This window comes from Streptomyces sp. NBC_00273 (genome assembly GCF_036178145.1).
In the GTDB taxonomy this organism is placed as follows: Bacteria; Actinomycetota; Actinomycetes; order Streptomycetales; family Streptomycetaceae; genus Streptomyces.
The window spans coordinates 9919303-9945666 of the sequence record NZ_CP108067.1 but is presented as its reverse complement, the minus strand read 5'-3'; the positions used below and the strand labels follow the sequence as shown (position 1 = coordinate 9945666).

General features: G+C 69.5%; 25 protein-coding genes and 1 pseudogene. 16 read left to right on the top strand and 10 right to left on the bottom strand.

Annotated elements, in window-relative coordinates:
• Positions 1-274: 274 nt before the first annotated feature.
• Together OG386_RS45065 and OG386_RS45060 are read right to left on the bottom strand one after the other, a co-directional pair.
• Complete coding sequence (locus OG386_RS45065; RefSeq protein WP_328793033.1) at positions 275-1975, bottom strand: SulP family inorganic anion transporter; 1701 nt, start codon at positions 1973-1975, stop codon at positions 275-277.
• A 54-nt stretch (positions 1976-2029) separates the two neighbouring features.
• On the bottom strand, positions 2030-2749 hold the full coding sequence (locus OG386_RS45060) for a polyphosphate kinase 2 (RefSeq protein WP_328793032.1): 720 nt from the start codon (positions 2747-2749) through the stop codon (positions 2030-2032).
• Between the two features lie 171 nt (positions 2750-2920).
• On the opposite strand from OG386_RS45060, the gene OG386_RS45055 reads away from it, so the two are divergent.
• Positions 2921-4603, top strand: a complete 1683-nt coding sequence (locus OG386_RS45055; RefSeq protein WP_328793031.1) for a GAF domain-containing sensor histidine kinase — start codon at positions 2921-2923, stop codon at positions 4601-4603.
• An 8-nt stretch (positions 4604-4611) separates the two neighbouring features.
• Here OG386_RS45055 and OG386_RS45050 read toward each other — a convergent pair whose 3' ends face one another.
• Together OG386_RS45050 and OG386_RS45045 are read right to left on the bottom strand one after the other, a co-directional pair.
• A complete protein-coding gene (locus OG386_RS45050) occupies positions 4612-5112 on the bottom strand; it encodes a pyridoxamine 5'-phosphate oxidase family protein (RefSeq protein WP_328793030.1) in 501 nt (166 codons plus the stop codon).
• A gap of 129 nt (positions 5113-5241) precedes the next feature.
• Entirely contained in the window at positions 5242-5568 is a 327-nt protein-coding gene (locus OG386_RS45045) for an STAS domain-containing protein (RefSeq protein WP_328793029.1), read from the bottom strand.
• 262 nt (positions 5569-5830) lie between these two features.
• On the opposite strand from OG386_RS45045, the gene OG386_RS45040 reads away from it, so the two are divergent.
• Complete coding sequence (locus tag OG386_RS45040; protein WP_328793028.1) at positions 5831-6538, top strand: response regulator transcription factor; 708 nt, start codon at positions 5831-5833, stop codon at positions 6536-6538.
• Positions 6539-6617: 79 nt separating this feature from the next.
• Here the strand turns inward: OG386_RS45040 and OG386_RS45035 are convergent, their stop codons facing one another.
• A complete protein-coding gene (locus tag OG386_RS45035; protein WP_328793027.1) occupies positions 6618-7493 on the bottom strand; it encodes a universal stress protein in 876 nt (291 codons plus the stop codon).
• A 239-nt stretch (positions 7494-7732) separates the two neighbouring features.
• Between OG386_RS45035 and OG386_RS45030 the strand changes: the two genes are divergently transcribed.
• A complete protein-coding gene (locus tag OG386_RS45030) occupies positions 7733-10093 on the top strand; it encodes a phosphoketolase family protein (protein WP_328793026.1) in 2361 nt (786 codons plus the stop codon).
• A gap of 106 nt (positions 10094-10199) precedes the next feature.
• On the opposite strand, the gene OG386_RS45025 is transcribed toward OG386_RS45030, so the two are convergent.
• The 3 genes from OG386_RS45025 to OG386_RS45015 form a co-directional block, all read right to left on the bottom strand.
• Positions 10200-10730, bottom strand: a complete 531-nt coding sequence (locus OG386_RS45025; RefSeq protein WP_328793025.1) for a hypothetical protein — start codon at positions 10728-10730, stop codon at positions 10200-10202.
• Positions 10731-11110: 380 nt separating this feature from the next.
• Positions 11111-11395 (bottom strand): SHOCT domain-containing protein, encoded by a 285-nt coding sequence (locus tag OG386_RS45020; RefSeq protein WP_328793024.1) that lies wholly within the window; start codon positions 11393-11395, stop codon positions 11111-11113.
• 280 nt (positions 11396-11675) lie between these two features.
• Positions 11676-13286 carry an ISL3 family transposase gene (locus OG386_RS45015; protein WP_328786298.1) on the bottom strand — a complete coding sequence of 537 codons (1611 nt, stop codon included), beginning with the start codon at positions 13284-13286 and terminating at the stop codon, positions 11676-11678.
• A gap of 188 nt (positions 13287-13474) precedes the next feature.
• On the opposite strand from OG386_RS45015, the gene OG386_RS45010 reads away from it, so the two are divergent.
• The gene (locus OG386_RS45010; protein ID WP_266607177.1) at positions 13475-14140 is read left to right on the top strand and encodes a class I SAM-dependent methyltransferase; all 666 of its coding nucleotides are present in this window, start codon (positions 13475-13477) and stop codon (positions 14138-14140) included.
• 106 nt (positions 14141-14246) lie between these two features.
• Here the strand turns inward: OG386_RS45010 and OG386_RS45005 are convergent, their stop codons facing one another.
• Entirely contained in the window at positions 14247-15107 is an 861-nt protein-coding gene (locus OG386_RS45005; protein WP_328793023.1) for a universal stress protein, read from the bottom strand.
• Complete coding sequence (locus OG386_RS45000; RefSeq protein ID WP_328793022.1) at positions 15104-16006, bottom strand: universal stress protein; 903 nt, start codon at positions 16004-16006, stop codon at positions 15104-15106. The genes OG386_RS45005 and OG386_RS45000 overlap by 4 nt, the downstream gene beginning before the upstream one ends.
• Positions 16007-16211: 205 nt before the next feature.
• Here OG386_RS45000 and OG386_RS44995 point away from each other — a divergent pair, with 205 nt between their 5' ends.
• The 12 genes and pseudogenes from OG386_RS44995 (at position 16212) to OG386_RS44945 (ending at position 26358) form a co-directional block, all read left to right on the top strand.
• Positions 16212-16907 carry a CBS domain-containing protein gene (locus tag OG386_RS44995; protein ID WP_328793021.1) on the top strand — a complete coding sequence of 232 codons (696 nt, stop codon included), beginning with the start codon at positions 16212-16214 and terminating at the stop codon, positions 16905-16907.
• A gap of 121 nt (positions 16908-17028) precedes the next feature.
• Entirely contained in the window at positions 17029-18819 is a 1791-nt protein-coding gene (gene acsA, locus OG386_RS44990; RefSeq protein WP_328793020.1) for an acetate--CoA ligase, read from the top strand.
• A gap of 25 nt (positions 18820-18844) precedes the next feature.
• The gene (gene pdhA, locus OG386_RS44985; RefSeq protein ID WP_328793019.1) at positions 18845-19924 is read left to right on the top strand and encodes a pyruvate dehydrogenase (acetyl-transferring) E1 component subunit alpha; all 1080 of its coding nucleotides are present in this window, start codon (positions 18845-18847) and stop codon (positions 19922-19924) included.
• Entirely contained in the window at positions 19921-20925 is a 1005-nt protein-coding gene (locus OG386_RS44980) for an alpha-ketoacid dehydrogenase subunit beta (protein WP_328793018.1), read from the top strand. The genes pdhA and OG386_RS44980 overlap by 4 nt, the downstream gene beginning before the upstream one ends.
• A 1-nt stretch (position 20926) precedes the next feature.
• A pseudogene (locus tag OG386_RS47130) lies at positions 20927-21091 on the top strand (biotin/lipoyl-containing protein); the annotation flags it as partial.
• A 216-nt stretch (positions 21092-21307) separates the two neighbouring features.
• Positions 21308-22264, top strand: coding sequence for a 2-oxo acid dehydrogenase subunit E2 (locus tag OG386_RS44975; protein WP_405790546.1), 957 nt, complete (start codon positions 21308-21310; stop codon positions 22262-22264).
• Complete coding sequence (locus OG386_RS44970; protein ID WP_328793016.1) at positions 22261-22512, top strand: acyl carrier protein; 252 nt, start codon at positions 22261-22263, stop codon at positions 22510-22512. Before OG386_RS44975 ends, OG386_RS44970 begins: the two co-directional genes overlap by 4 nt.
• Positions 22513-22621: 109 nt before the next feature.
• Positions 22622-23491 carry a universal stress protein gene (locus OG386_RS44965; protein ID WP_328793015.1) on the top strand — a complete coding sequence of 290 codons (870 nt, stop codon included), beginning with the start codon at positions 22622-22624 and terminating at the stop codon, positions 23489-23491.
• Positions 23492-23519: 28 nt separating this feature from the next.
• Positions 23520-24206, top strand: a complete 687-nt coding sequence (locus tag OG386_RS44960) for a CBS domain-containing protein (RefSeq protein WP_328793014.1) — start codon at positions 23520-23522, stop codon at positions 24204-24206.
• Between the two features lie 238 nt (positions 24207-24444).
• Positions 24445-25053 (top strand): CBS domain-containing protein, encoded by a 609-nt coding sequence (locus tag OG386_RS44955; RefSeq protein ID WP_386089497.1) that lies wholly within the window; start codon positions 24445-24447, stop codon positions 25051-25053.
• 12 nt (positions 25054-25065) lie between these two features.
• Positions 25066-25692: a CBS domain-containing protein gene (locus OG386_RS44950; protein WP_328793012.1), complete on the top strand. Its 627-nt coding sequence runs from the start codon at positions 25066-25068 to the stop codon at positions 25690-25692.
• 9 nt (positions 25693-25701) lie between these two features.
• Positions 25702-26358 carry a CBS domain-containing protein gene (locus OG386_RS44945; protein ID WP_328793011.1) on the top strand — a complete coding sequence of 219 codons (657 nt, stop codon included), beginning with the start codon at positions 25702-25704 and terminating at the stop codon, positions 26356-26358.
• The last annotated feature ends 6 nt before the right edge of the window (positions 26359-26364 follow it).

Below are 26364 nucleotides of genomic sequence, written 5' to 3'. Positions count from 1 at the left end.
TTCTCACACTGGCTGACGGGCACCGCGTTTCCGGAGGGGCCGGATGGCCCTTCCTGGGGACATCCGGCCCCTCCGGCCTCAGGCCCCGGCGGGCGGCCTGTTCCGCCTGCCAGCTCCGGAGGGCCGCGGCACCGCACCCAGCAGTGGCTTCAGGTCGCCCGGGACTCGGGGACATCCCCCGCCGATCCCCGACCCCCGGTGTCCGGGTGGCCGAGGCTGAGGCCGGAGCCGCCTTACGCATCGGCGGGGCAGGTCCCGACCCGGTGGCTCCCGCTCAGCCCTCCTCAAGCCCTGCCTCCCGGCTCCAGGCCCGGTAGGCCTCCAGAGCCGTGGGCAGGGTCGGGTAGATGCGACCCGCGCCCACCGAGGCGGTGAGCCCGTACGCGTCCAGGTCCTCGCGGAGCTCCTGCTTGACGCGGGCCAGGGCGAAGACGATCCCCCGGTGACCGAGTTCCTGGCGGAGTGCGTCCACGGCGTCCAGGGCGGTGACGTCCACCTCGACGTTCGCCTCGGTGTTGAGGACGAACCAGCGGGCCGGAGGTTCCTGTCCGTCGACGGCGGTCAGCGCCCTGCGGCGGAAGTTCTCCGCGTTGGCGAAGAACAACGGTGAGTCGTAGCGGTAGATCAGCAGCCCCGGAACGGTCCGCGCCGTCGGGTAGTCGTCCACGTCGTGCATGCCGGCGAGCCCGGGCACCATGCCTTCCACGGCATCGTGCGGACGGGCCACGCGGGCCAACAGCTCGACCACGGACAGCGCCACGGCGACGAGGACGCCGTACAGGATGCCGAGGGCCAGAACACCCATGAGACATCCCAGGGCCAGCAGCAGTTCGCGTCGCCGGAAGGCCGCGAGGCGCCGGAACTCACCCACCTCGATCAGGCGGACGGCGGCGTAGACGACGATGGCGCCGAGGACGGCGCTCGGCGTGTGGGCCAGGAGGGGGCCGAGGAAGAGCAGGACCAGCAGGACCGCGAGCGCGGCGAACAGGGAGTACGCCTGGCTCCTGGCCTTCGAGGACTGGGCCAAGGCGGTCCGGCTGGCACTGCTGCTGACGGGAAAGCCGTGCAGCACGCCCGCTCCCAGGTTCGCCGCTCCCAGGGCAAGGAGTTCACGGTTGGGGTCCAGCGATTGCGGATCGGCGCGGCCAGCGAAGGCCCGGGCGGTCAGGATCACGTCCGAGTATCCGACGATGAGGACGCCCAGCGCCGGGACCACCAGCTGGGGCAGGTCGCCGAGTGGTGGAAGCTCGGGCAGCGGCAGCCCGGAGGGTACGGATCCGATCACGGCGATCCCGTACCTCTCGTCCAGTCCGAACGCAGCCACCACGACGGTGGCGAGAACCAGGGCGAGCAGGGGACGTGGAACGAGGTGCCAGTACCTCGGCAGGGCGAAGAGCACGGCCAGGACAGCCAGGGTCAGGCAGACGGTCGGCCAGTGGACGTGCGCGAGGTTCAGGACGAAGGAGTACAGCTTCGGAAGGAAGTCCGTACCTGTCGTGCGCACTCCGGTGAGCCTGGGCAGCTGGTCGACGATCATGATCAGGGCGACACCTGCGAGGTAGCCGACGAGTACGGGCCGTGAGAGCAGGTCCGCGAGGAAGCCCAGCCGCACGGCCCAGGCCATCAGGCACAAGAGGCCGACGACCACGGCGAGGGCCGCCGCGAGCACGGCATATCTGCCCGGGTCTCCGCCGGCCAGTGGTCCCACGGCGACGGCGGTCATCAGCGCGGTGGTCGACTCGGGTCCCACCGACAGCAACCGCGAGGAACCGATCAGGGCATAGAGCACGATGGCGGGCAGCACGGCCCAGAGCCCTGCGACGGGCGGGAGCCCGGCCACCCCCGCGTACGCCATGACCTGCGGCACCAGATAGGCGGCGACGGTGACAGCGGCCAGCGCGTCCCGACCGAGCCAGGACCGGTTGTACCCCCGGAGCCCAGGAGGCCGCAGGGACGATCTTTCACGCGCGGACATCGGGCTCCTCACTGATGGTGCCTCCGGCAGCGCCCACCGGGCACCCGCCCCGATTCAGTCGTTCCCGAGAGTGGCCGCATGGTCGGGCACGGCGGTCTGAAGCTCCTTGGACGGTCGCTCGTAGCCCGTGGAAGCGGGACGGCGCGGCAGGGCCACGAACGTGTAGGGAAGCGAGGACAGCAGGTGGGCGATCATGTTGAGTCGCGCGCTGCGCTTGTCGTCGCTCTCGACCACGTACCAGGGGGCGTCCAGGGACTCCAGATCCATCGGCGAGAGCTTCCACCTCCGCAACGGGTCCTCCGTGCGGCGCCGGAAGCGTTCCTCCTGGACCGCGTCGCTCACGGAGAACCAGTACTTGCGGAGCAGGATCCCGTCCTCCACCAGCATGCGCTCGAAGGCCGGACACTGGCGAAGGAAGCGCTGGTGCTCGGCCGGCGTGCAGAAGCCCATGACGTGCTCCACTCCGGCGCGGTTGTACCAGCTGCGGTCGAAGAGCACGATCTCGCCAGCGGCCGGCAGGTGCTCCACGTAGCGCTGGAAGTACCACTGGGTGCGCTCCCGCTCCGTCGGCGTGGGCAGGGCCGCAATGCGCGCCACGCGGGGGTTGAGGTGTTCGGCGACCCGCTTGATCGTGTCTCCCTTGCCCGCCGCGTCACGGCCCTCGAAGACGACGACCAGGCGGGCGCCCTCCACCCGCACCCACTCCTGAAGCTTCACCAACTCCGTCTCGAGCCGTAGCAGCTCGCTCTCGTAGACCGCCTTCTTGAGACCCATGATCGCCCCCTCCTCATCGTCCGGTGCTGCGATCAAGTCAGTCACGGCCGGCATCGGCGCACAACGATGTCCCTCTGCGCCGGGGCGTGTCGATACGCTGGCACCGGACGGGGCGGGCAAACGGAGGAGAAGCTCGTGAGTGTGGGGGATCCGTTGAGTCAAGTTCCGCGGATGCGGCTGGACGAGCTGCTCGACGAGCTCCAAGTGCGCATCGACGCGGTGCGCGGTACCCGCGACCGGGTGCACAGCCTGCTGGAGGCCGTCATGTCGGTCGGGCGGGAGCTCGATCTCGCCCAGGTCCTCCGGCGGATCGTGGAGGCGGCCGCGCTGCTCGTCGACGCCGAGTACGGCGCGCTGGGCGTCATCGGCCCCGACGGCCGCACGCTCTCGCAGTTCCTCACAGTCGGACTCACCGAGAAGGAGATCGCCGAGATCGGCTCCCTGCCGGCCGGCCACGGCCTGCTCGGTGAGGTCATCCACCACCCGGAGCCCCTGCGCCTCACCGACCTCGGCGCGCACTCCTCCTCCTACGGCTTTCCGGTGCACCACCCGCCCATGCGCACGTTCCTCGGTGTGCCGATCCGGGTCCGCGACGAGGTGTTCGGCAACCTCTACCTCACCGACAAGCGCGGCGGGATCGACTTCGACACCGAGGACGAGACGGTGATCTCCACCCTCTCGGTGGCGGCGGGCGTGGCGATCGACAACGCGCGGCTCTACGAGGGCTCGCAGCGCCAGCAGCGATGGCTCAAGGCCAATGCGGAGATCACCGAGAGCCTACTGTCGGGCAGTTCCCGCCCTGCGGTGCTGGACCTCATCGCCCGCCGCGCGCAGGAGATCACTGCGGCGCGGCTCGCGGACATCTCCATGCCGGTGGCCGGCACCGAGGGTCTGGTCGTCGAGTTCGCGGTCGGTGCGGACAGCGAAGCACGACAGGGGCTCATCGTCCCCTTCGCCGGAACGCTCTCGGGAGCCGCGCATCAGGCCGGCCGGTCCGTCGCATCCCTGCACGCCTCCGACGATGAACGGTATCCCTCCGATGTCCAGGTACAGGACGGGTTTGGCCCTGCCGTGGCGGTGCCGCTGGGAACCACCGCCGGGGAGAGCAGGGGCGTTCTGCTGCTCGCGCGCCCGGCGGGAGATCCGGCGTTCGGCGAAGAGGAGCTGGAGCCGCTCGTCGCATTCGCCGGTCAGGCGGCGCTGGCCCTGGAGCTGGCGGAGCGGCGCCGGGACGCCGAGCAGATCGCTCTGTTGGAGGAGCGCGATCGGATCGCGCGCGACCTGCACGATCTCGCCATCCAGCGGCTCTTCGCCACGGGCATGACCCTGCAAAGTGCCGCTCGTCTCGTCGAGCACGAGGGTGCTGCGGAGCGGATCGGTCGCGCGGTCGACGACCTGGACGAGACCATCAAGATCATCCGGTCGACGATCTTCGGGCTCCGTACGAAGGACCGCGAGAGCGGCCCCGGCCTGCGGGCTCGCGCTGCCCGCGCCGTCGGCGACGCGGCCACGGCCCTCGGCCATCCGCCGCGTCTGAGCATGGAGGGCCTGCTCGACACGGACGTACCGCCACCGATCGCCGACCACGTCATGGCGGCGCTCGGCGAGCTCCTGAGCAACGCGACCCGCCACGCGCAAGCGACCCGGGTCGGTGTGACCCTCAAGGCCGCGCCGGGAGAGATCATGCTGACCGTCTCCGACAACGGCAAGGGCATTCCGGCGCAGGGACGCAGGAGCGGCCTGCGCAACCTCGCCGAACGGGCTGAGGGCCTGGGCGGGACATTCACCGTCGACACGCCCGACGAGGGAGGCAGCAGGCTCGTCTGGCGGGCGCCGCTGCCCACCGGAAGCTGACTCCACGGTCACGACCGGCCCCGGGCAGCCGACGCGGGGCGCGTCCCCTCCGCCTCCAGCCTGAATCCGGTGACGAGATCGGGGCGGATCCGCAGAGCACCGGCCATGGACTGTGCCACCCAAGGGCGCAGAAGCTCCGCATAGCGGTCCGCCTCGCCGGCATCGGCCACCAGGCTCGCGTACCCGGTCACGACCACGCTCCACCCGAGATGCGTGTCGGGGTCAATGACATCCGCCTCGTAGGCGACCACCACACCGGGAACGTCGGCGGGTGCCACGAGGGAGGCGAGCGCACCGTCGTCGTGGATCCGGATGATGATGTCCCCGTCCTCGACGAGGTGGTTGACCGGGCGGACGGCGGGCAATGCGTGCTGCGTGAAGACGATGCGTCCCAGGGACACCGTCGCCACCAGCCGGAGCGCCTCGGCCCTGTCCAGCTCCCGCATGCGCCGGGCAGGCGTCGTGTCACGGACCCGGCCGTCGGCGCGCTGCGTGCCGTCCTGGTCCATGATGCGCACCTTCGTCGAGTACCAAACCGGTCCTTACGGCTTTCGATTCACCAGCCTCCCTCTCGATCCGGTGAGGGAACCAGGGCCGAACGGTCCACGTCAGGGCTCCGGATCCGGACGACACCGCGATCACGCGACGACGAGCCGAAGATCTCTGTCGGCACCGAGCACCCGCATGGACTTGACCACTGGGGGCGGCACATCGCAGAGGAGGAGCCGCGTTCCCGACGCACGACAGCGGCGGTTCAGACGGATGAAGAGGTCGATTCCGGCGCTGTCACAGAAGGAGAGGCCGCACAGGTCCAGAATCAGGTTCCGGTGGCCGGCTCGTGCGAGTTCGTGGAGGCGCGGCTCCACTTGCTCTGCCGTGTAGAGGTCGAGCTCCCCGGACAAGGTGACTTCCAGACCGCGGTCATCACGTGCCATGGTCTTCAGGTCGATCAAGGCGGTCGTCATGGGATCCTCCGCGCTGCTTGCGGCTCCGTCGAGTCGCGCCGTTCCCCGTGCGCCATCAGTTCATCCGGTGCCGGGTGCACCGAGGAAGGTCCGGCAGGCCCTCCGGACAGGGCCGAAGGTCCCTCTTCTGAGCGCCGACCGGGCCCCCGCCGAGCCGAGTACGGACCGATGAGGGCCGATCGGCCCTGTCCGTTCGGCCCCCCCCGGGAGGCAGGATGCCGATGTCCGTGCACCCAGGACGAACCCGGCGAAGGAGTTGGTCATGACCGACAGCGGTGCCCTCACCCCTACGAAGACGCCGATCACGGTCTTCCTGCTCGACGATCACGAAGTCGTGCGACGCGGGGTCCACGACCTGCTGGACGCCGAGCCCGATCTGACCGTGGTCGGTGAGGCGGGCACCGCGGAGCAGGCGCTGATCCGCATCCCCGCGCTGCGCCCCCAGGTGGCGGTGCTGGACGTCCGGCTCCAGGACGGCGACGGGGTGAGCGTGTGCCGGGAACTGCGCTCGCGGATGCCCGAGCTGGCCTGCCTGATGCTCACGTCGTTCGACGACGAGGAGGCACTGCTGGACGCCGTGATGGCCGGGGCCTCCGGCTACGTCCTGAAGCAGATCACCGGCACCGATCTGGTCACTGCCGTCCGTACCGTCGCGTCCGGCCAGTCCATGCTGGACCCGGGCGCCACAACCCGGCTCATGGCCCGGATGCGCGGCGACGTCCCCAAGGAGGAGCAGGTCCCCGGCCTGCCGGGCTTCACCGACCGGGAGAAGGAGATCCTCGTCATGGTCAGCGAGGGGCTCACCAACCGGGAGATCGGCAAGCGGATGTACCTCGCGGAGAAGACGGTGAAGAACATCATCTCGCGGCTGTTCGTCAAGCTGGGTGTGGAACGTCGTGTCCAGGCCGCCGTCATCGCCAGTCACGCGCTGACACATCCGAACCGGCACCCGGTCCCGGCCGCCGAATAGAGGATGTGGTGGCGGGTGGGCAGGACAGGGTGCGCCGTACAGTCGCGCACCCCGCCCCCGCCCCCTCCCCCGGGCCGAGTCAGGAGTGCGGGACCACCGCGACCGGACAGGCCGAATGGTGCAGGACCGCATGGGCCACGGATCCGATGCGCGCCCCCACCGACGACTCGCGGACCCGTCGGCCGACGACGAGGAGCTGCGCGTCCGACGATGCGGTCAGCAGTACGTGGCCGGCGCTGCCCCGCTCCACGTGCTCGACGACGTCCACCTCGGGGTACCTCAGCCGCCACGGCTCCAGCGCCTGCTCCAGCGCGGCCTTCTCGTACGGCTCCAGGCCACCGAACTGGTCGGCGATCCACATCGATCCGGGGCTGTAGCCGTAGACCGGGGGCAGGCTCCAGACGCGGACGGCACGGAGCGGGGCCTTGCGTGCGGCAGCCGCCTCGAAGGCGATGCGCAGTACCTCGGCGGATTCCTCCACGCCGCCCTGCTGGCCTACGACGACCTCGCCCTCCTCCGGCACGGCCGCCGGCCTGCCGTGCGCGGAGCGTACGGAGACCACGGGGCACTCCGCTGCGGCGATCACCTGCCGGCCGTACGAGCCGAGCAGGAAGCCGACCAGGGCACTGTGCCCGCGAGTGCCGAGAACGAGCAGCTCCGCTCCCTTGCCTGCGTGCAGCAGGGCCGGCACCGCCGCGTCGGAGAGGACTTCCGCGGTGACAGTAAGCCCCGGGTACCGGTGGGTGAGCTCTCCCTCGGCTTCCCTCAGGATGTCCTCGGCACGCCGGGCTTCGGTGTCGCGGTCCTGGACGAGCGGGAGTGCGAGCGGCTGCCACAGCCAGGCGTGGACCACGTGCAGGGGCAGGTCGCGCTGTACGGCTTCGCGAGCGGCCCAGTCGGCCGCGGCCCGGCTTTCCGGGGATCCGTCCACTCCGACGACGAGGGTGCGCTTCACAGGTCTGTCCTCCGTACTGATGCGTGCGGCATCGGGGTCGGCCGGCAGAGGGAGCGGCACCGGCCGGGGGTGCCGGCGCCGCTGAACCCACCTTCGCCGCGACGGTCCGTTCCGCACAGGGGCCGACAGTCCCTCCCCGAGGGCCGGTCCTCCCCTCGCGGACGGCAGCCCGGCGAGTGCAGAGTGTCGGCATCGGCTCAGTCGACGAACGTTCCGGACCGCCGCACGGAGGAGCGGACATGACCGCGTACCCCATCTCGGAGCTCGACGCCCACTGGCGCGCAGCCAACTACCTGGCAGTCGGCCAGATCTACCTCATGGACAACCCGCTGCTGACCGAGCCCCTGCGCCCGGAACACATCAAACCGCGGCTGCTCGGCCACTGGGGCACATCGCCCGGCCTGAACCTCGTGCACACCCACCTGAACCGCGTGATCAAGGAGCGTTCCCTCGACGCCCTGTGCGTCTGGGGTCCGGGCCACGGCGGACCTGCCGTCCTCGCCAACTCCTGGCTGGAGGGCACGTACACGGAGACCTACCCCGGCATCACGCGGGACGCTACGGGCATGGGCACGCTGTTCCGACAGTTCTCCTTCCCCGGCGGCGTACCGAGCCATGTGGCACCGGAGACGCCGGGCTCCATCCATGAGGGCGGCGAGCTCGGGTACGCGCTCTCCCACGCCTACGGAGCCGCCTTCGACCACCCCGACCTGCTCGTCGCCTGTGTCATCGGCGACGGCGAGGCCGAGACGGGCCCGCTGGCCGCGTCCTGGCACTCGAACAAGTTCCTCGACCCGGTCCACGACGGCGCGGTCCTGCCGATCCTCCACCTGAACGGCTACAAGATCGCCAACCCGACGGTGCTGTCCCGGATCCCCGAGGACGAGCTCGACGCGCTGCTGCGCGGCTACGGGCACGACCCGCTGTACGTGACCGGCAGCGACCCCGCCCAGGTCCATCACGCCATGGCCCGGGCGCTGGACCACGCCCTGGACCGCATCGCCCTCATCCAGCGGGAAGCCCGGACGGCGGGCACCGACCCGGGACGGGAGTACGCGCGCTGGCCGATGATCGTCCTGCGTACGCCCAAGGGCTGGACCGGACCGGCGACCGTCGACGGCGACCCGGTCGAGGGCACGTGGCGTGCCCACCAGGTCCCGCTCGGCAGGGTGCGCGAGAACCCCGGGCACCTGAAGCAGCTGGAGGACTGGCTCCGTTCGTACCGGCCGGAGGAGCTCTTCGACGCCGACGGCCGCCCGACGGCGCAGGTCCTGGCCTGTGTCCCGGAGGGCGAGCGCCGCCTGGGCGCCGTGCCGTACGCCAACGGGGGCCGGCTGCTGCGGCCGCTGCCGCTGCCCGCGCTCGACGCGCACGCCGTCCCCGTCGACAAGCCGGGCAGCACCCTCCACGAACCGACCCGCGTCCTGGGACGCTTCCTCACGCAGATCATGCGGGAGACGGCCGGGCGGCGGGACTTCAGGGTCGTGGGACCGGACGAGACCGCCTCCAACCGGCTGGACGACCTGTACGAGGTCACGGGGAAGGCATGGCAGGGCATGACGGAGGCCACGGACCGGAACCTGTCCCGGGACGGCCGGGTCATGGAGATCCTGTCCGAACACGTCTGCCAGGGCTGGCTGGAGGGCTACCTGCTCACCGGCCGCCACGGCCTCTTCTCCACCTACGAGGCCTTCGCCCACATCGTCGACTCCATGGTCGGCCAGCACATCAAGTGGCTGAAGACCTCGCGCGAACTGTCCTGGCGCGCGCCGGTCGCCTCCCTCAACTACCTGCTCACCTCGCACGTCTGGCGCCAGGACAACAACGGCTTCTCCCACCAGGACCCCGGCTTCGTCGACCACGTCCTCAACAAGAGCCCCGAAGTCGTACGGGTCTACCTGCCGCCGGACGCCAACACCCTCCTCGCCGTGGCCGATCACGCCCTGCGCAGCCGCGACCAGGTCAACGTGATCGTCGCCGGCAAACAGCCCTGCTTCGACTGGCTGCCCATCGGAGAGGCCCGCACCCACGTGACGCGCGGCGCCGGCATCTGGGAGTGGGCCGGCACCGACCGAGGATCCCGCGAACCGGACGTCGTACTCGCCTGCGCCGGCGACGTACCCACCATGGAGGTCCTGGCCGCCACGGCCCTGCTCCGCGAACACCTCCCCTCGCTGGCCGTCCGCGTCGTCAACGTCGTCGACATCGCCCGCCTGATGCCCCACGAGGAACACCCCCACGGCATGAGGGACACCGAGTACGACGCACTCTTCACCACCGACCGGCCAGTGATCTTCGCCTACCACGGCTACCCGTGGCTCATCCACCGCCTCGCCTACCGCCGCACCGGCCACCCGAACCTGCATGTGCGCGGGTACAAGGAATCCGGCACGACCACGACCCCCTTCGACATGGTCGTCCGCAACGACATGGACCGCTACCGACTCGTCATGGACGTCCTCGACCGCGTCCCCGGCCTCGCGGGCCGCACCGAGGGGCTGCGCCAGGCCATGACCGACCAGCGCATCCGCCACCACGACTGGATCCGCGAGCACGGTATCGACCTGCCGGAAGTCGCGGACTGGGCCTGGCCGTACTGATCGGCACGGGAACCAGTGCTGCACGTTCTGAGACGCCGGCACCCAGATGGGGTGCCGACGCCTCAAGCTCCCTCCCAGACCGCCCGCCTCCGGAGCAGCACGACCGTCAGCGCGCGAGCCCACCGTGGTGGGAGCACGTGCCCCTCCCCTTGGACCGGGAAGCCCAGCCATCCCCGCAGAGCGTGCCCGGGTACACGGGCGCCGGAGTGACAGCCGGCACAGAGGGCCTGCGCCCCGGCGTCACCCCGCAGTTCCCGGGGTCGCCGAGCCAATATCCCTGAGGAGATCCACTGGGACACGCTCCGTACGGAGTGGTGGACGGAATCGCTCCAGCCCGTACGAGGGCTCTCACCAAGACGTCCATGGCCGTCGCCGGTGGCGACGCCTGAGGCTCGACGGACGGTGCGTCGAACAACCCAAGCTCCCATCGAAGAACCCTCACGCCGACGCCGTCTCCCATCGCCGGCCTGGCGACAGCCACATCCCTCTTTGCCTGCTTGCCGGGTTCGACCCTCCCGAGGTAAGCCGTCTCGGTGGCAAACACGGCCCCCTCCGATGTCGTGAACTGCAGCGTCACCTCGTACCAGGCCGCTCGGGTGGCGTGCGGATTGAGAACGCTGACTTCGATGAGCGACATGCCCGTTTCTGGGTCGGCGCACTTCAGCGAGCCAAGCGAGACCTGACTCGTTGGCCCGACATCTCTTGAGGGTGTGGCCGTGGCCGTACGCACCTCGGGTGGACAGAGGGTCTCTTGCTCCGGCCCTGCTGAGGTCCGCGCGCAACCCGTGGTGAGCAAGAAGAGGAACGCTGCTACCGATACTGACTTCGCGCCGCGCATGGTCTACCCGATTGCTGGGAGGAGGCAAAGGCCAGGCATTCCTACCACTCTGACTGCGCGATGCGCGCCGGGAACAACCCACTGCGCCACCTGAGAGGGATGGACACGAGCGGGATCAGGCGACGAACAAGATTCCGCAGGTCCTCAGTCGCGGCCTGCCCCCTCCCGGAAGGGTGGGTTCAGTTCTCTCCCGATCCAGGCCGGCCTTGACCCGGCCCGTGCGCACGCAGTGCGGTCAGACGTTGTTCGTACTCTTCCTCGTCGATCTCGCCTCGGGCGAACCGTTCGGCGAGCACCTGCTTGGCGGAAGGCGCAGCCGGGGGCTGCACTGGGCCCGAGGGGAAACGGTCGACACTGCGGAGGAGCAGCACGACTCCCGCGATGGCCAGGGCCACGAGGAGGACCATGCTGAACGACATGGCGACCCAGCCCCATCCGCCCATTCCGTGGTCGTACCAGAACATGGCTCACGCTCCTGTTGCGATGGTCTGGGACACGGCCCTCAGGGCATGTCCCCCATGTCCTCACTGTCCGTCGCCCCGTGTCGTCCGGGCATGGGCCGCTCGGGGGCACGACCAGGGCCGATAGGCCCATGCCCATGACCGTGCCTGCCCCCAGACGGGAAGCGGGGAACCGAACGGAGGCCGCAATGAGCACACCTTCCCGCCCTGGGCGCCACCGCAAGGTCGGCTCTTCACCACAGAAGTTGGCTCTGTCGCTAATTTGGGGGTAACGGCCTCTTGATCATGGTGAGAGCAGGATGCGGCGTCGTAGGAGATCGAAGTTGGCGCGGCCGTACATCTGTCTCTTCAGGAGCTTGACCCGCGTGACGTTGCCCTCGACCGCTCCGGAAGTGTAGGTCGTGGTGAGGGCGGCCTGGATGGCCGCGCGGTCGCGTCGCATGCCATTGGCCAGGGTGCGGAGTTCGCGTTGTCCATCGAGGCGGACGTCGGCCATCCAGACGTCGAGAGCGAGGTGTTCACTGCGGCGGTCGCGGACCATGAGTGCCAGGCGGCGTGCGTAAGCGACGGTCGTCGCCAGCGCTGGGTTCCGCTCGCACAGCTCGTCGAGACCCTTTCGCTCAACATCGTTGAGGCGCTCGGGTCGGCGCATGATCCAGTCGGTGACCCTGCGGACGGTCAGGTGTGGCAAGGGGGCGGTGAGTGGGATCGCGCCGTGGCGGTAGGGCTTCAGGTGCCGGCGGACGGTGTTGACGTTGCCGCGGTAGCCCAGCCGCTGGATTTCCCGGGTGAGCGCGGAGGCGTTGGTGCAGCCTTCCATCCAGCGATGGTGCAGGTAGAGGCGGTAATCATCGATCAGCGCGGGTCGATGAATGGCCGCGAGGAGAAGCTCATCGACTTCTGCGGCGTGCGCGAAGCGGTTGACTGTGCCGCGGCTGAGCCGCAGGTCGCGTGCGATGGCGCGAAGGCTGTCGCCACGTTGGATGCGTTCGTGGATCTGTTGGTGGCGTTCGCGGGTGCGGGCGACCAGAGGTCGTGGCCGCCCGTTGAGGTCCAGCTCTTCGCGGTCGCGGCCCTCGGAGGCCGGGCCGTCGTCGGTCCGGTCATCGTGTGAGGTGAGAGGCTGTCGCAGGTCAGCGCGATGCCGTCCGATGACCCGTTCGACTGCTTGCGCCAGGTTGTTCAGGAGGTGCCAGGCATCGGCTACCTGCATGGCCTGCGGGGCACCGACCTGGGCCCCGTCTCGGTAGGAGCCTGCACGGTCACGGCAGACGATCCGGACCTCAGGATGGTTTTGCAGCCAGGACGCGAAAGTCGCTGCGGCCCGGTCGGCCAGGACGTCGATCGGGCGGTGGGTTGCCATGTCGATGAGGATCGTCGCGTAGGTCCGTCCCCTGCGAACGGCGAAGTCGTCGACGCCGAGATGCGGCACCGATCCCGACGAGGGGAGCGGCAGCTTACGGATCAGCCGGAGCAGAGTGTCCTTGCAGGTGTCGATGGTCATGCGCTGGAACAGGCGAGCGCCTGGCCGGCCGCCCAGGAACAGGGCCACGTCGGTGAGCTGGGCGGTGAGTGCGTCGGTGCGGCGTGCATGGCGATGCGTCAGGCCCGGTATCTGTTCGGCGAACGTCCGGCGGTCACACTGCTCGTTCCCGCAGACGAGTCGACGCGCCCGTAGCTCGATCCGCACACGCCGGCCGGCGACCGGACGATCCGCCAGAGTCCGCTGGTAGTAGCAGTGCACTCTCGAAGATCTCCGCCCGCATCCGGGACAGGCCGCCGACACGGCCCTTGATCGCACGGCGACCCGGACCTCCACATCCGTCAGAACCAGCTGGTCGATCTCCACTGCGACACCCGGCAGAAGAAGATCCCCGACCTGAACCCCACCCATCACACCGGATAGTTGCCCAACTACCCCCAAATTAGCGACAGAGCCCAGAAGTTGTGCCAGAAGCCGAGTATCGACAGCAATGACGGCCGTGGCGCAGCGGGCGGGCGCGGTGACGACATGGTGTCCCTCTAGGGTGGCCTGGCGGGGGCCGCTCGGTTCGATGCCGGCCTGGTGAGGAGGGCGTCAGCATGTCGGAGTCGGAGCAGGGGCTGGCCGATGTTCAGCGTGCGCACTGGCAGCAGACCTACGGCGATCATCCCGGCATGTACGGCGAGGAGCCGTCCGATCCAGCGGTCCATGCCGCTGCCGTCTTCAGGACCGTCGGTGCCAGGAAGGTGCTGGAGCTGGGTGCCGGCCACGGCCGTGATGCGCTGTACTTCGCCCGCCAGGGATTCTCCGTATTGGCCACTGACTTCAGCCCGGCGGGTCTGGAGCAGCTGCGCGAAGCCGCCGCGGCCCAAGACGTCGCGGGGCGGGTCACCACAGCGGTCCACGACGTCCGCGAGCCTCTGCCGCTCGCGAACACCTCGGTGGATGCCGTGTTCGCGCACATGCTGCTCTGCATGGCGCTGTCCACCCAGGAGATCCACGCCTTGGTCGCCGAGGTGCGACGGGTACTGCGGCCGGGCGGAGTCTTCGTCTACACCGTCCGTCACACCGGGGACGCGCACTACCAGGCCGGTGCCGGGCACGGAGACGACATCTGGGAACACGGCGGCTTCGCCGTCCACTTCTTCCCCCGCGACCTGGTCGACGCCCTCGCCAGAAGCTGGACTCTGGACGAGGTCGCCGCCTTCGAGGAGGGCGGCCTCCCCCGGCGGCTGTGGCGCGTCACGCAGACCGTCCCTCGGTGAGTACCGCCTGAGGGCTCAGCGCTGTCCGATCTCGGGTTCCGGTTCGACTTCTGTCGTACCGCCACGATGCTCGGTGCACCGGGCGGCGGGCGTCGTCACGCAGTCCTCACCGCACGGGAACCGTGATCACCGGGCAGTGCGCCCGGTGCAGCAACCCGTGGACGACCGATCCGAGTCGCATGCCCGTGTAACCGCCCTTGCCTCGACGGCCCACGACCACGGCGAGGGCGTGCTCGGCGGCACCGGCGAGCTCCTCCACCGGGTGACCGGTCAGCACCTCGTGCGTCAACACGACGTCCGGGTACTCCTGCGACCAACCTGCCGTCGTCTCGGACAGCATGCGTCGTTGCCCCTGGAGCGCGGCCTCCTCGTCGTGGTGCAGGAACAGCGGTGGCTGCCACACCGACACGGCACGCAGCTTGGCCCCCCTGAGGTCGGCCTCTTCGAACGCAATCGCAAGGGCCGCCTTCGAGGACTCGCTTCCGTCGATGCCCACCACCAGGTAGGGCGGCTGTTGAGTGACGTGCTCGGCGTCGCCCACGACGACGACCGGACACTGCGCCTGCGCACTGACGGGGACGACCAGGGAGCCGGCGCTGAGGAACTCCGAGGTCCGGCTCAGGTGACGGGAGCCGAGCACGATCATGCGGGCCCGCCTCGACAGTCGACCGATCGCCGGAGCGGGGAACCCCTCGACGAGATCCACGACCGCTTCGACCTCCGGGTGTCGCTCCCTGCTCCAGGCGGCAGCCGCGCCGAGGGCGTCCGAGGCCTCCTGGTGCAGGGCGATGCTGCGCGGCGTGTCGTCGACGTGTTGCGTGTCGTGCTGGGGAGGTACGGCTACGACGAGTCGCAGCCGTAGCCGGCGTCGCCCGGCCTCGTCCACCGCCCAGGCCACGGGCAGACGCCAGTCCCTGGCCGGGTCGATGCCGACGACGATCTCCTGGTGTTCGTCCGCGTCGGTCACGATTCGCTCCCATCCTTGTCCGTGTGGCGCGGAATGAGCTGTACGGGGCAGTGGGCATGGTGGACCAGGCTGTGCGTGACCCGCCCGAGGGTGGGCCCGAGGTAGCTGGGTGACCGTCGGCCGCCCATCACCAGCAGGTCCGCCTGGCGCGAGGCCTCAACCAGTACAGAAGCCACTGACGTGCTCTTGTCCGCGTCCACCTGCACGGTCAGGTCCGGGAACTCCTCGCGGATCCGGTCCGCCACGGCGTTCAGGTGATGGACCTGCTCGTTGGCGATTTCCTCCACGTCGTCGAGCAGGGTCACGACCTCGCCGACGGACTGCAGGATGTTCCACACGTGCAGCAGCCGTAGCGAGCCCTCGCGGATCTGTGCCTCGCGTGCGGCGTACCGTGCGCAGTCGAGGTCGTGTTCGTCGCGCACAGCGGCGAGCACCGCACCCGTGTCGGCGCCGTTCTCGGTGCCTCTGACGATGATGACGGGCGTCTTCGCTCCCGCTGCGACCTTGAGGCCGACCGATCCGAGCATGAGGGAGCTGAAACCGCCCAGCCCCCGGCTGCCGACCACGATGGTGCCGTGGAGGCCCGCGGACTGGTGGAGGCTCGGGACAGGTGCGCTACGGCTGAACTCGGGGTTGACTTGCAGGCCGGGAAACCGCTCCGTGACCGCGGCCACCGTGGCGTCCAGCAGTTCACGGCCGGCCCGCCGGACATGCTCGATGGTCTTCGCCGAGACGTAGAGGACCCGGCCGTCGGTGTCGGACCCGTGCACGATGTGCAACGGACGCTCGCGGCGTACGGCCTCCGCCGCTGCCCACATCGCTGCCTGGCGGGCCGGTTCGGAGCCGTCGACGCCGACGATGACGGCGCCGAGTTCAGAGCTGCTCGTGGTGCCTTCCATGGTTCCTCCTCAGAGAGCCGCCAGGAGTCCGGCTCTCGGGTCGGTTCTTCGGGCTCCTCCGCCAGGAGGCTGCGGCACGGGTCCGATCGGGCCCGGCTGCGGACCATTCGGCCCTCCTCCTCTCGTGGCATTCGGCGGATCGTGGTTATCGGCGTCCTCCGGCCTTCCCTTCCGGGTGGATCGCTGTGACGGCAGGAGGTGCCTCATGAAGCACATCAAGGTCGGAGACCTGATGACCGACGAGGTCGTCTCGGTTCTGACGTCCACCCCTTTCAAGGATGTCGCCAAGCTGCTCGCTCAGCACGACATCAGCGGACTGCCGGTCCTCGACGACGAGGACCGAGTGCTCGGCGTCGTCTCCGAGAGCGACCTGATCGGTCGCGTAGCCTCCGATCACCCACCGCTGGGCGAAGAGCCCGGTGCCGGCCGAGGTGGGGCCGTGTTCCCGTCCGAGGTGACGTTCACCGCTGGTGAGGCCATGTCCGCACCGGCCGTCACGGTTCACGCGGACGAGACCGCGGCAGGAGCCGCCCGGCTGATGGCCCGCCGGGGAGTCGAGCGACTGCCGGTCGTGGACGACGAGGACCGCCTCGTCGGCATCGTCACCCGCCGTGACCTGCTCTGGCTCTTCCTGCGACCGGACTCGGAGATACGACACCGCGTGGTCGCGGACATACTCGTGGACACCATGGGGCTGGGCGCCGATGCGGTCACCGTCCACGTGGTCGACGGCATCGTGACGCTGGAGGGCCGGCTGGAGAGACAGAGCCAGGTTCCGGTCCTGATCCGCCTCACCAGCCAGCTGGACGGTGTGGTCGCAGTCGCCCCCCGCCTGACGGCCCGCATCGATGACTCCCTGCTCACCCCACCACACCGAAGCGCCCTGGGGATGTCTCTGTAACCGCGACGTCCGGTGTGGACCGTCCGGGGGACGCCCGGAAGACCGCTCGCCGCGCTTACGGCCGTCACCCAACGTGACGCTGTCTCCTTGAAGATTCCAAGGCGAGGAGAGAGACCCGGCCATGGATCACTCGATCATCCACAAAGATTCCGGACCCGATGCCGTCTTCATGCTCCAGGACTACGAGCAGGCCCGTACGGATTTCACTTGGGACCGGGCTCGATCCTGGCTGTCCGGGCTCCCAGGAGGCGGGCTGAACATCGGATACGAGGCCGTCGACCGGCACCTGGTGGCAGGCCATGGCGGGCGGGAAGCGCTCCGCTGCATCGCAGCCGACGACACCGTCACCCGCCTCACGTACGCCGAGCTGGGCGGCCTCACGGGCCGCTTCGCCAACCTACTCACGGCCCTGGGCGTGGGGCGGCAGGAAAGGGTCTTCACGCTCCTGGGCCGCTGCCCCGAGCTGTACACGACGGTCCTGGGCACGCTGCGCAGCGCACGCGTGCTGTGCCCGCTCTTCTCGGCCTTCGGGCCCGAGCCCGTGCGGCAGCGGCTGGAGCTGGGCGACGCCCGGGTTCTTGTCACCACCGAGGCCCTGTACCGGCGCAAGGTCGAGGAGAACAGGCAGCGCCTGCCGCGTCTGGATCACGTCCTGCTCGTTGGCCCGGTCCACGATCCGCCGCCCGGCACCGTCTCCTTCGCCGAGCTCATGGAGCGGGCACCCGAGGAGTACGCCGTCCCGCCCACGGATCCGGAGGACATGGCGCTGCTGCACTTCACCAGCGGCACGACCGGTACGCCCAAGGGCGCGGTCCATGTCCACGATGCGGTCGTGGCCCACCACGCGACGGCGGCCTTCGCGCTCGACCTCCGCCGGGAGGACGTCTACTGGTGTACGGCGGACCCCGGGTGGGTGACCGGTACCTCCTACGGGATCATCGCCCCGCTCACCCACGGCGCGACTGTCGTGGTGGACGAGGGGGACTTCGACGTCCACCGCTGGTACCGGATCCTCGACAACCAGCGGGTCACGGTCTGGTACACGGCACCGACCGCGATCCGCATGCTGATGCGCGCCACCCCCAGGGACGGCACCCGACAGCTCCCCGGACCGTACGACCTTTCGGCCCTTCGATTCATCGCGAGCGTGGGCGAGCCGCTCAACCCGGAAGCCGTCCTGTGGGGGCAGGAGGTGCTCGGCCTGCCGGTCCACGACAACTGGTGGCAGACAGAGACCGGAGCGATCATGATCGCCAACTTCGCGGCCAGCGACATCCGGCCCGGCTCCATGGGACGGCCCCTGCCCGGTGTGGAGGCCGCTCTGCTCGAACGCGGTGAGGACGGACGCGCCGAGGTCACCGGAGGACGCGTTCGCGTCATCACCGAGGCGGGTGTCGACGGTGAGCTGGCCCTGCGCCCGGGCTGGCCCTCCATGTTCCGGGGCTATCTGAACGAGGAGGCCCGCTACCGCGCCTGCTTCGCGGACGGCTGGTATCTCACCGGCGACCTTGCGAAACGCGACGAGGACGGGTGGTTCTGGTTCGTCGGCCGCGCCGACGACGTCATCAAGTCGGCAGGACACCTCATCGGCCCGTTCGAAGTGGAGAGCGCTCTGATGGAGCATCCCGCCGTCGCGGAAGCCGGCGTCATCGGCCGCCCGGATCCGGTCGTGGGAGCTGTCGTCAAGGCATTCGTCTCCCTCCGTCCGGGGCTCGCCCCCGACGCGTCCCTCAAGCGGGAAATTCTGGCGTTCGCACGCAGGAGGCTGGGGCCCGCGGTGGCTCCCAGAGAGATCGAGTTCGAGCAGAACCTCCCCAAGACGCGCAGCGGCAAGGTGATGCGCCGTCTGCTGCGGGCCCGGGAACTGGGATTGCCCGAAGGGGATCTGTCCACGCTGGAGAACCCCGGATGACCCGCTCGTGAGAGAAGGCAGAACCATGAGCAACACCACCTCGCAGCACGAAGGAAGGGCCCGGAGCACAGCACGTAAGAGCGGGCGCAAGAAGGGGCCGGCCACCGCCGCCCGCGGCACTCCCGACGGGCTTCCCGTGCCCGGCCACCACCTGTCCCTGCTCCGCCGGATGCTCGCCATCAGGCGGTTCGAGGAAAGGTGCGTGGAGCTCTACAGCGGCGCAAAGATCCGTGGTTTCGTCCACCTCTGCATCGGTGAGGAAGCCGTCGCCGTGGGCGTCAACCAGGCCCTGCGCGAAGAGGACGCGGTGGTGTCCACCTACCGCGAACACGGGCACGCCCTGGCTCGCGGAGTTCCGGCCAACGCCGTGATGGCCGAGATGTACGGCAGGGCCACCGGCTGCAGCCGCGGACGCGGCGGCTCCATGCACCTGTTCGACGCCCCGCGCCGCTTCTACGGGGGCAACGCGATCGTGGCCGGCGGACTGCCCCTGGCGGCCGGGCTCGCACTCGCCGACCGGATGCGCGGCAGCACCCGCGTCACCTGCTGTTTCTTCGGGGACGGAGCTTTCGCCGAAGGCGAGTTCCACGAGACGGCCAACCTCGCGGCCCTGTGGCAGCTGCCCCTGTTGCTTGTCTGCGAGAACAACCTGTACGCCATGGGAACGAGCCTGGCCCGGGAGCATGCCCAGACCAACCTCGCCATGCGTGCCGCTTCGTACGGGATGCCTGCCTGGACCGTCGACGGCATGGACGTTCTCGCCGTCGAAGCCGCCGCACTTCGGGCGACGGAGTCCGTGCGCGCGGGCAACGGACCGCACTTCCTCGAGGCGCAGACGTACCGGTTCCGCGCCCACTCCATGTACGACCCGGACCGGTACCGGGCCAAGTCCGAGATCGAGGAATGGAAGGGACGCGACCCCCTCAAAGGGCTGGCCGAACTGATGCGTTCCGAAGGGCAGCTCGACGACCGGGTGATGGAAGAACTCGACAAGGAAGTTCTCGCCGAGATCGACGAGGCCGTGCGGGGGGCCGAGGAAGCCCCGCTGGAACCGGTGTCGGACCTGCTCCGCTTCGTCACGAGCGAACCCGGGAGCACGGCATGAGCACGCGGGAGGCACCGACCGGGACTTCCCGGCCGACCACCTACCGGGAGGCGCTCCGTGAGGGGCTGCGCGAAGCCCTGCTGCAGGACGAGCGCGTCTTCCTCATGGGTGAGGACGTGGGCCGGTACGGCGGATGCTTCGGCGTCAGCCTGGGACTGCTCGAAGAGTTCGGACCCGACCGGATCCGCGACACACCGCTGTCCGAATCCGCATTCGTCGGCGCGGGCATCGGCGCCGCGCTCGGCGGGATGCGGCCCGTGGTCGAGATCATGACCGTCAATTTCAGTCTCCTGGCACTGGACCAGATCCTCAACAACGCGGCCACACTGCTCCATATGTCGGGCGGGCAGCTGAGCGTCCCCGTCGTGATCCGCATGACGACCGGAGCAGGCCGGCAGCTCGGCGCCCAGCACTCTCACAGCCTCGAAGGCTGGTACGCCCACATCCCCGGCATCCGGGTGCTGGCCCCCGCGACGGTCGATGACGCGCGCCACATGCTCGCAGCAGCCCTCGCCGACCCCGATCCGGTGCTGATCTTCGAACACGGCAGCCTGTACAACGCGGAGGGCACCCTGGACGAGACCGTCGAAGCCGTCGAACTCGACACGGCGGCCGTACGCAGGTCAGGCACGGACGTCTCTGTGATCACGTACGGCGGCTCCCTGCCGAAGGCCCTGGCAGCCGCGGAAACCCTTGCCGGGGAGGGCATCAGCGCGGAGGTCGTGGACCTACGTTCCCTGCGCCCCCTCGACGACACCACCGTCATGGCATCCATCGGCCGAACCAACCGGGCCGTGATCGTCGACGAGGCATGGCGCAGCGGCAGCCTGGCCGCGGAGATCTCGTCCCGCATCACCGAGCAGGCGTTCTATGACCTCGACGCCCCCGTTCAGCGCGTATGCAGCGCGGAGGTCCCCATTCCCTACGCCCGGCAGCTCGAAGAAGCGGCACTGCCCCAGCCCGCGACCATCGTGGACGCCGTCCGCCGGACGGTGAGCTGACATGGCCGACTTCACCATGCCCTCCCTCGGCGCGGACATGGACGAGGGCACCCTCGTGGAATGGCTGATAGGGCCCGGTGACACCGTCGCAAAGGGCGATGTCGTCGCCGTCGTGGAGACGGCGAAGTCGACGATCGAGGTCGAGTGCTTCGACTCGGGAACGGTCGGTGCACTCTTCGTCGAACCGGGGACCACCGTGCCGGTCGGCACACGGATGGCCGTCATCGACTCGGGGGCCGAGCCTCCGGCCTCTGCCCCTGCGCCTGCGCCTGCGCCTGCGCCTGCGAAGCGGCCGACGGTCCCGGCCTCCGACCTGCAAGCCTCTCCCGGCCGCACCACGACCCGGGGCGGGGGCGACGTGTCCACGCCCTTGGTGAGGCACTTGGCCGAGCAGAAGGGCATCGACCTGTCGTCCGTGCACGGTTCCGGCAAGGGCGGTCGGATCACACGTTTCGACGTCGAGCACACACCGGCGGAGGGCCCGCATCGGGTGAAGGCATCGCCGCTCGCCCGTCGGCTGGCCCGGTCGTCGGGCGTCGACCTGAGTGCCCTGAAGGGAACCGGGCGGGGCGGCACGATTCGGGCTGACGATGTACGCGCCGCCACGGGGAGCCCTCCGGCCTCTACGGTCGAAAGCCACGAACCGGCGCGCCGGTCGTCGGCAGCGGCCGAGCCCCAGCATCCGGCGCGCGCGGCGATCGCGGCTCTGATGAGCCGCGCGAACCGCGAGATCCCCCACTACTACTTGTCGACGACGATCGACCTGGCCGTCGCGATGGCGTGGATGCGCGACCGGAACGCGAGCAGGCCCGTGGTGGAACGGCTCGTGCCGGCGGCCCTGCTGCTCAAATCGGTTGCCCTGGCAGCACGCCAAGTGCCGGAACTGAACGGCTATTGGAAGGACGAGGCGTTCGTCCCCTCGCCTACTGTGCGGCTCGGTGTCGCGGTGTCCCTGCGCGGCGGCGGCCTGGTCGCACCGGCGCTGGCGGACGCCGACACCATGCCACTGCCGGAGCTGATGGCGGCGCTGAAGGGTCTGGTCTCGCGGGCTCGCAGCGGCCGTCTGCGGGCTTCGGAGACGGCAGATCCGACACTGACGGTGACCAACCTCGGCGATCAGGGGGTCGAGGCCGTCTTCGGGGTGATCTACCCACCTCAGGTCGCCCTCGTCGGCCTGGGGCGTGTCACCGAGCGGCCGGTGGCCGTGGACGGGATGCTCACGGTGCACCCGACCGTGACGGCCACGCTCGCCGCCGACCACCGCGCGAGCGACGGTGCGACCGGGGCGCGATTGCTGACGGCCATCGACCGCCTGCTCCAACGACCGGAGGAACTGTGAACCGTGACGAGGCCCTCGTACTGATCAAGGATGTCCTGACAGACGTGGTTCCCGGCGCCGACGCAGGCGCACTCTCGCCGGACGAGAACTTCCGGGAGAGCCTGGAAATGGACTCCCTGGACTTCCTCAACTTCATCGAGGCACTGAGCGAGCGCACCGGCCTCGCCCTGCCCGAGTCCGACTATCCGGCATTGAACACCCTGGACGGCTGTGCGGACTACGTCGCCTCGCGCGCCTCCATGGAGTAGCGGGGCTGATCGGCCCCATATGGGGCCACTCGGCCCCTCCTCGGTCATCGCGCCGCAGGCCACGCTGGAAGAGGACCGCGGCCCCGCGCTGCCCAAGGAGGTTCTGGCCATGAAGCACCATGTGACCGTCGGCGTGGACGGCTCTCCAGAGAGCCGGGCTGCGGCCCGTTGGGGCGCCCGGGAGGCGGCCTTGCGCGAAGTGCCGCTGAGGCTCGTCCACGCCGTCGACTGGCTGATCAGCCCTGCGGTACCGAGGCCGGGCCGCGAAGCGGCCGACCGTTGGGCCGACGAGGCGCTCACCGAGGCATTGGAGGATGTGCGACGCCGACATCCCGGCCTGGAGGTCTCGACGAGATGCCTCTCAGGCAGGCCGGCGGCAGCCCTGGCCGCGGAGGCGGTGGACGCCGGGCTGCTCGTACTCGGCTCCCGTGGGGTGGGAGGCCTGGTCGGATTCCTCATCGGCTCGGTGAGCTTGTCAACACTTGTGGCCACCGAGACGCCTGTGGTGCTCGTACGCGTGTCGCACGCGCCCGAGGAGGCCTTGCCCATCCGGTACGGGGAGATCGTCCTGGGGATCGACATCCACGAGGCAGCGGACAAGGTCTTGACCTTCGCCTTCGAGGAAGCCGACCGTCGCGGCTGCGCCCTGCGTGCGATCCACGGCTGGAAGATGCCCTCCATGTACCAGTACGCGCCCTTCTTCGACCCGGAGAACGAGCGGGAGGTCGGCCGGAGTGTCACCGTGATGCTCGACGACATGCTGATGCCGTGGCGGCACAAGTTCCCGTCCGTGAGCGTCACCCACGAGGCGTTCATGGGGCCCGCCGGAGACCAGCTGGTCCAGGCCGTAAGAAGCGCGGACCTCGTCGTGGTGGGCCGCCATCAGCGCCGCTCCCCGCTGGGGGCGCATCTGGGCTCCGTGGCCCATGCGGTCCTGCACCACGCCGCCGCCCCCGTCGCGGTCATCGCTCACGACTGACGGCCCTACTCACAAGGGAGATCGGACCATGTCTCATCGCACCGTCGCAGACGTCATGACCCGGAACGTGGCCACGGCGAGCCCCGAAGCCTCGCTCAAGACGGTCGCCCGGAGCCTCGACAACAACAAGGTCTCGGCCCTGCCCGTCGTGGACACCCGTCGCCATCCGATCGGCATCGTCTCCGAAGCCGACCTGCTTCGCAGGCAGGCCGGGCTGCCCGATACCGAAGGGCGCGACCCCATGCGCGCCGCGGCGCCCATGGACCGTGCCTCCATGGGCGCCCGGACCGCCGGCGATCTGATGTCCACCCCGGTCCTGACCGCCCGTCCGGAGTGGGGCATCGTCGAGACGGCCCGCTTCCTGCACGAGCGAGGTGTCAAGCGTCTGCCGGTGGTCGACGAGACCGGAACCCTTGTGGGCATCGTCAGCCGCACCGACCTGCTGCGCCCCATGCTCCGCCGTGATGACGCCATCCGCGACGAAATCGTCGACGACGTACTGGGCCGGACCCTCAGGATCACCCCGGGAGGCGTTGCGGTGGACGTAAGCGAAGGGGTCGTCTCCTTGAGCGGTCGGGTCGAGGAGCGGTCGACGATTCCGGTTGTCGAAAGGCTGTGCCGATCGGTCGACGGGGTCGTCAGCGTGGACCAAGCCCTCGGCTACGCGGTCGACGACCTGTCTCCGGTCGCCGACCCTCACCGTGCGACGCATTGACTCCTCAGGACAAAGGGCGGAAAGAGCCCGCCCGCTTCTCGCGGATCCCGATCGTGCGGTGCACGGCCGCCAGCCGCTTCTCCGCATCCTCTCAGGGACTCTTTCCGTCAATTTCATAAAAGCACGCCCGATACCTGAACAACAGGGCCGATCAGCCCGAAGTGACCCCCTGACGGCCCTACCGCCGACGGGCACAGGTGCCCACGCTCGGACGTATCAGGACTCCGCTTCTGGAGGCATCATGAAGCAGCTTCGCACCGTCGAGGACGTAATGACTCATGCCGTCATCTCCGTCGACCGCAGAACACCGTTCAAGGACATCGTGGAGGCCATGCGGCAGTGGCGGATCAGCGCTCTGCCCGTCCTCTCGGAGGAAGGACGGGTCGCCGGCGTGGTGTCCGAAGCGGACCTGCTGCTCAAGGCCCAGGGCGCGGACGAGTCCCGCGCAGTCAGCGCCGGGCAGCTGATGACCGTACCAGCGGTCACCGTGACCAAGGACGCCACCATCCCCGGCGCCGCCCGCCTGATGGCCCGCGGCCACCTCAAGCGGCTCCCCGTCGTCGACGGCGACGGCCGCCTCGTCGGCGTGGTCAGCCGGGGCGATCTCCTCAAGATCTACCTCCGCCCCGACGCGGACATCGCCGAGGAGCTCCGCCGGCTGATCATGGCCGAGCTCATCCCCGCCGGCTCGGCCATGGTGCAGGTCCACGTGGCCGACGGCATCGTCCAGCTGGACGGCTCCATCCCGGACCCGGCCCTCAAAGACGTGCTGGTCCGAGTCGCTCGCACCGTACCCGGGGTCGTGGACGTCACGGCCGTGCGCCTCGACACCGAAGTCCGCGCGTGAAGGAGGCCGACGATGAGGCACCGCAGCGTCGCCGACCTGATGACCCCGACAGCCGTCAGCGTCCGGCGCGGCACCCCGTTCAAGGAAATCGCCAGACTCTTGAAGGAGTTCGACATCTCCGCCGTACCCGTGGTGGACGAGGCCGAACACCCCGTGGGCGTCGTCTCCGAAGCCGACTTGCTCCGCAAGCGCAGCTCCGGCAGCGGCGCGAACACCGCCGCCGATGTCATGACCAGCCCCGCCATCACCGCTCGGACCGAATGGAGCGTCGTCCGCGCAGCGCGGGTCATGCGGGGGCGCCAAGTCAAGAGACTGCCCGTAGTGGACGCCGCCGGCCGACTGATCGGCATCCTGAGCCGCAGCGACCTGCTTCAGCTCTTCCTGCGCAGGGACCACGCGATCCAGGAGGAAATCCTCGAAGACGTTCTGACCCGCACCCTCGGGCTCAGCCCGTCGTCGTTGACCGTCGAGGTCACCGACGGGCTGGTGACCCTCAGCGGGACCGTCGGCCGACGCAGCCTGGTCCCCATCGTGCTGCGCCTGTGTCAGAGCGTCGACGGCGTCGTGGACGTGGTCAACCGGCTCGACTACGAGCAGGACGACGTGTCGGTCTGCGCTGGGCCGACCGCGGAGCGGTAGGAGAAGAGCATGAAGCATCGGGAAGTCCGCGAGCTGATGACCCGCGAGGTCGTCGCTGTCCCCAACAACGCCCCCTTCAAGGAGGTCGCCCGCACCCTGACGGAACACAAGGTGTCGGCCGTCCCGGTCGTCGACCATTCCGGCCACCCGCTCGGCGTGATCTCGGAGCGGGACCTGCTGCCGAAGTCCGCAGGCCAAAGCGACTACTTTCGGTCACTTCCCGAACGGGAGGCCTGGCAGGAGGACAAGGCCGCGGGTACGCGTGCCGAGGAGCTGATGTCCTCGCCCCCCGTGTGCGCCAGACCGGACTGGACCGTCGCCGAAGCCGCCCGATTGATGGAAGCCCAAGGAGTCAAGCGGCTCCTGGTCGTGGACGACTCGGACGTACTGATCGGAATCGTCAGCCGACGGGACCTGCTGCGGATCTTCCTCCGGGACGACGAGGACATCCGTCACGAGATCATGGGTGATGTGCTCGAACTCGGCGTGCGTCAGAGCCCCTCGGCCATCACCGTGGCCGTCACCGACGGCCGGGTCGAACTGCACGGAACCGTCGACTTCAGGAGCCTCATCCCGCTCATCGAACGCCTCTGCCGGACCGTGGACGGCGTGGTCTCCGTAACCCAGCATCTCGGATACGCCATCGACGACACGAACTCAGTCTGAAGAAGC

What these genes read in the sequence shown, in the direction of transcription:
- OG386_RS44980 (WP_328793018.1), top strand. Translation starts at nt 19,921, where the DNA reads ATGAGCACGCGGGAGGCACCGACCGGGACTTCCCGGCCGACCACCTAC.
- OG386_RS45050 (WP_328793030.1), bottom strand. Translation starts at nt 5,112, where the DNA reads ATGGACCAGGACGGCACGCAGCGCGCCGACGGCCGGGTCCGTGACACG.
- OG386_RS44960 (WP_328793014.1), top strand. Translation starts at nt 23,520, where the DNA reads ATGTCTCATCGCACCGTCGCAGACGTCATGACCCGGAACGTGGCCACG.
- acsA (WP_328793020.1), top strand. Translation starts at nt 17,029, where the DNA reads ATGGATCACTCGATCATCCACAAAGATTCCGGACCCGATGCCGTCTTC.
- OG386_RS44950 (WP_328793012.1), top strand. Translation starts at nt 25,066, where the DNA reads ATGAGGCACCGCAGCGTCGCCGACCTGATGACCCCGACAGCCGTCAGC.
- OG386_RS45015 (WP_328786298.1), bottom strand. Translation starts at nt 13,286, where the DNA reads ATGGGTGGGGTTCAGGTCGGGGATCTTCTTCTGCCGGGTGTCGCAGTG.
- OG386_RS44965 (WP_328793015.1), top strand. Translation starts at nt 22,622, where the DNA reads ATGAAGCACCATGTGACCGTCGGCGTGGACGGCTCTCCAGAGAGCCGG.
- OG386_RS45000 (WP_328793022.1), bottom strand. Translation starts at nt 16,006, where the DNA reads ATGGAAGGCACCACGAGCAGCTCTGAACTCGGCGCCGTCATCGTCGGC.
- OG386_RS45040 (WP_328793028.1), top strand. Translation starts at nt 5,831, where the DNA reads ATGACCGACAGCGGTGCCCTCACCCCTACGAAGACGCCGATCACGGTC.
- OG386_RS45010 (WP_266607177.1), top strand. Translation starts at nt 13,475, where the DNA reads ATGTCGGAGTCGGAGCAGGGGCTGGCCGATGTTCAGCGTGCGCACTGG.
- OG386_RS45065 (WP_328793033.1), bottom strand. Translation starts at nt 1,975, where the DNA reads ATGTCCGCGCGTGAAAGATCGTCCCTGCGGCCTCCTGGGCTCCGGGGG.
- OG386_RS45025 (WP_328793025.1), bottom strand. Translation starts at nt 10,730, where the DNA reads ATGTCGCTCATCGAAGTCAGCGTTCTCAATCCGCACGCCACCCGAGCG.
- OG386_RS44995 (WP_328793021.1), top strand. Translation starts at nt 16,212, where the DNA reads ATGAAGCACATCAAGGTCGGAGACCTGATGACCGACGAGGTCGTCTCG.
- OG386_RS45020 (WP_328793024.1), bottom strand. Translation starts at nt 11,395, where the DNA reads ATGTTCTGGTACGACCACGGAATGGGCGGATGGGGCTGGGTCGCCATG.
- OG386_RS45045 (WP_328793029.1), bottom strand. Translation starts at nt 5,568, where the DNA reads ATGACGACCGCCTTGATCGACCTGAAGACCATGGCACGTGATGACCGC.
- OG386_RS45055 (WP_328793031.1), top strand. Translation starts at nt 2,921, where the DNA reads ATGCGGCTGGACGAGCTGCTCGACGAGCTCCAAGTGCGCATCGACGCG.
- OG386_RS44945 (WP_328793011.1), top strand. Translation starts at nt 25,702, where the DNA reads ATGAAGCATCGGGAAGTCCGCGAGCTGATGACCCGCGAGGTCGTCGCT.
- pdhA (WP_328793019.1), top strand. Translation starts at nt 18,845, where the DNA reads ATGAGCAACACCACCTCGCAGCACGAAGGAAGGGCCCGGAGCACAGCA.
- OG386_RS45060 (WP_328793032.1), bottom strand. Translation starts at nt 2,749, where the DNA reads ATGGGTCTCAAGAAGGCGGTCTACGAGAGCGAGCTGCTACGGCTCGAG.
- OG386_RS45030 (WP_328793026.1), top strand. Translation starts at nt 7,733, where the DNA reads ATGACCGCGTACCCCATCTCGGAGCTCGACGCCCACTGGCGCGCAGCC.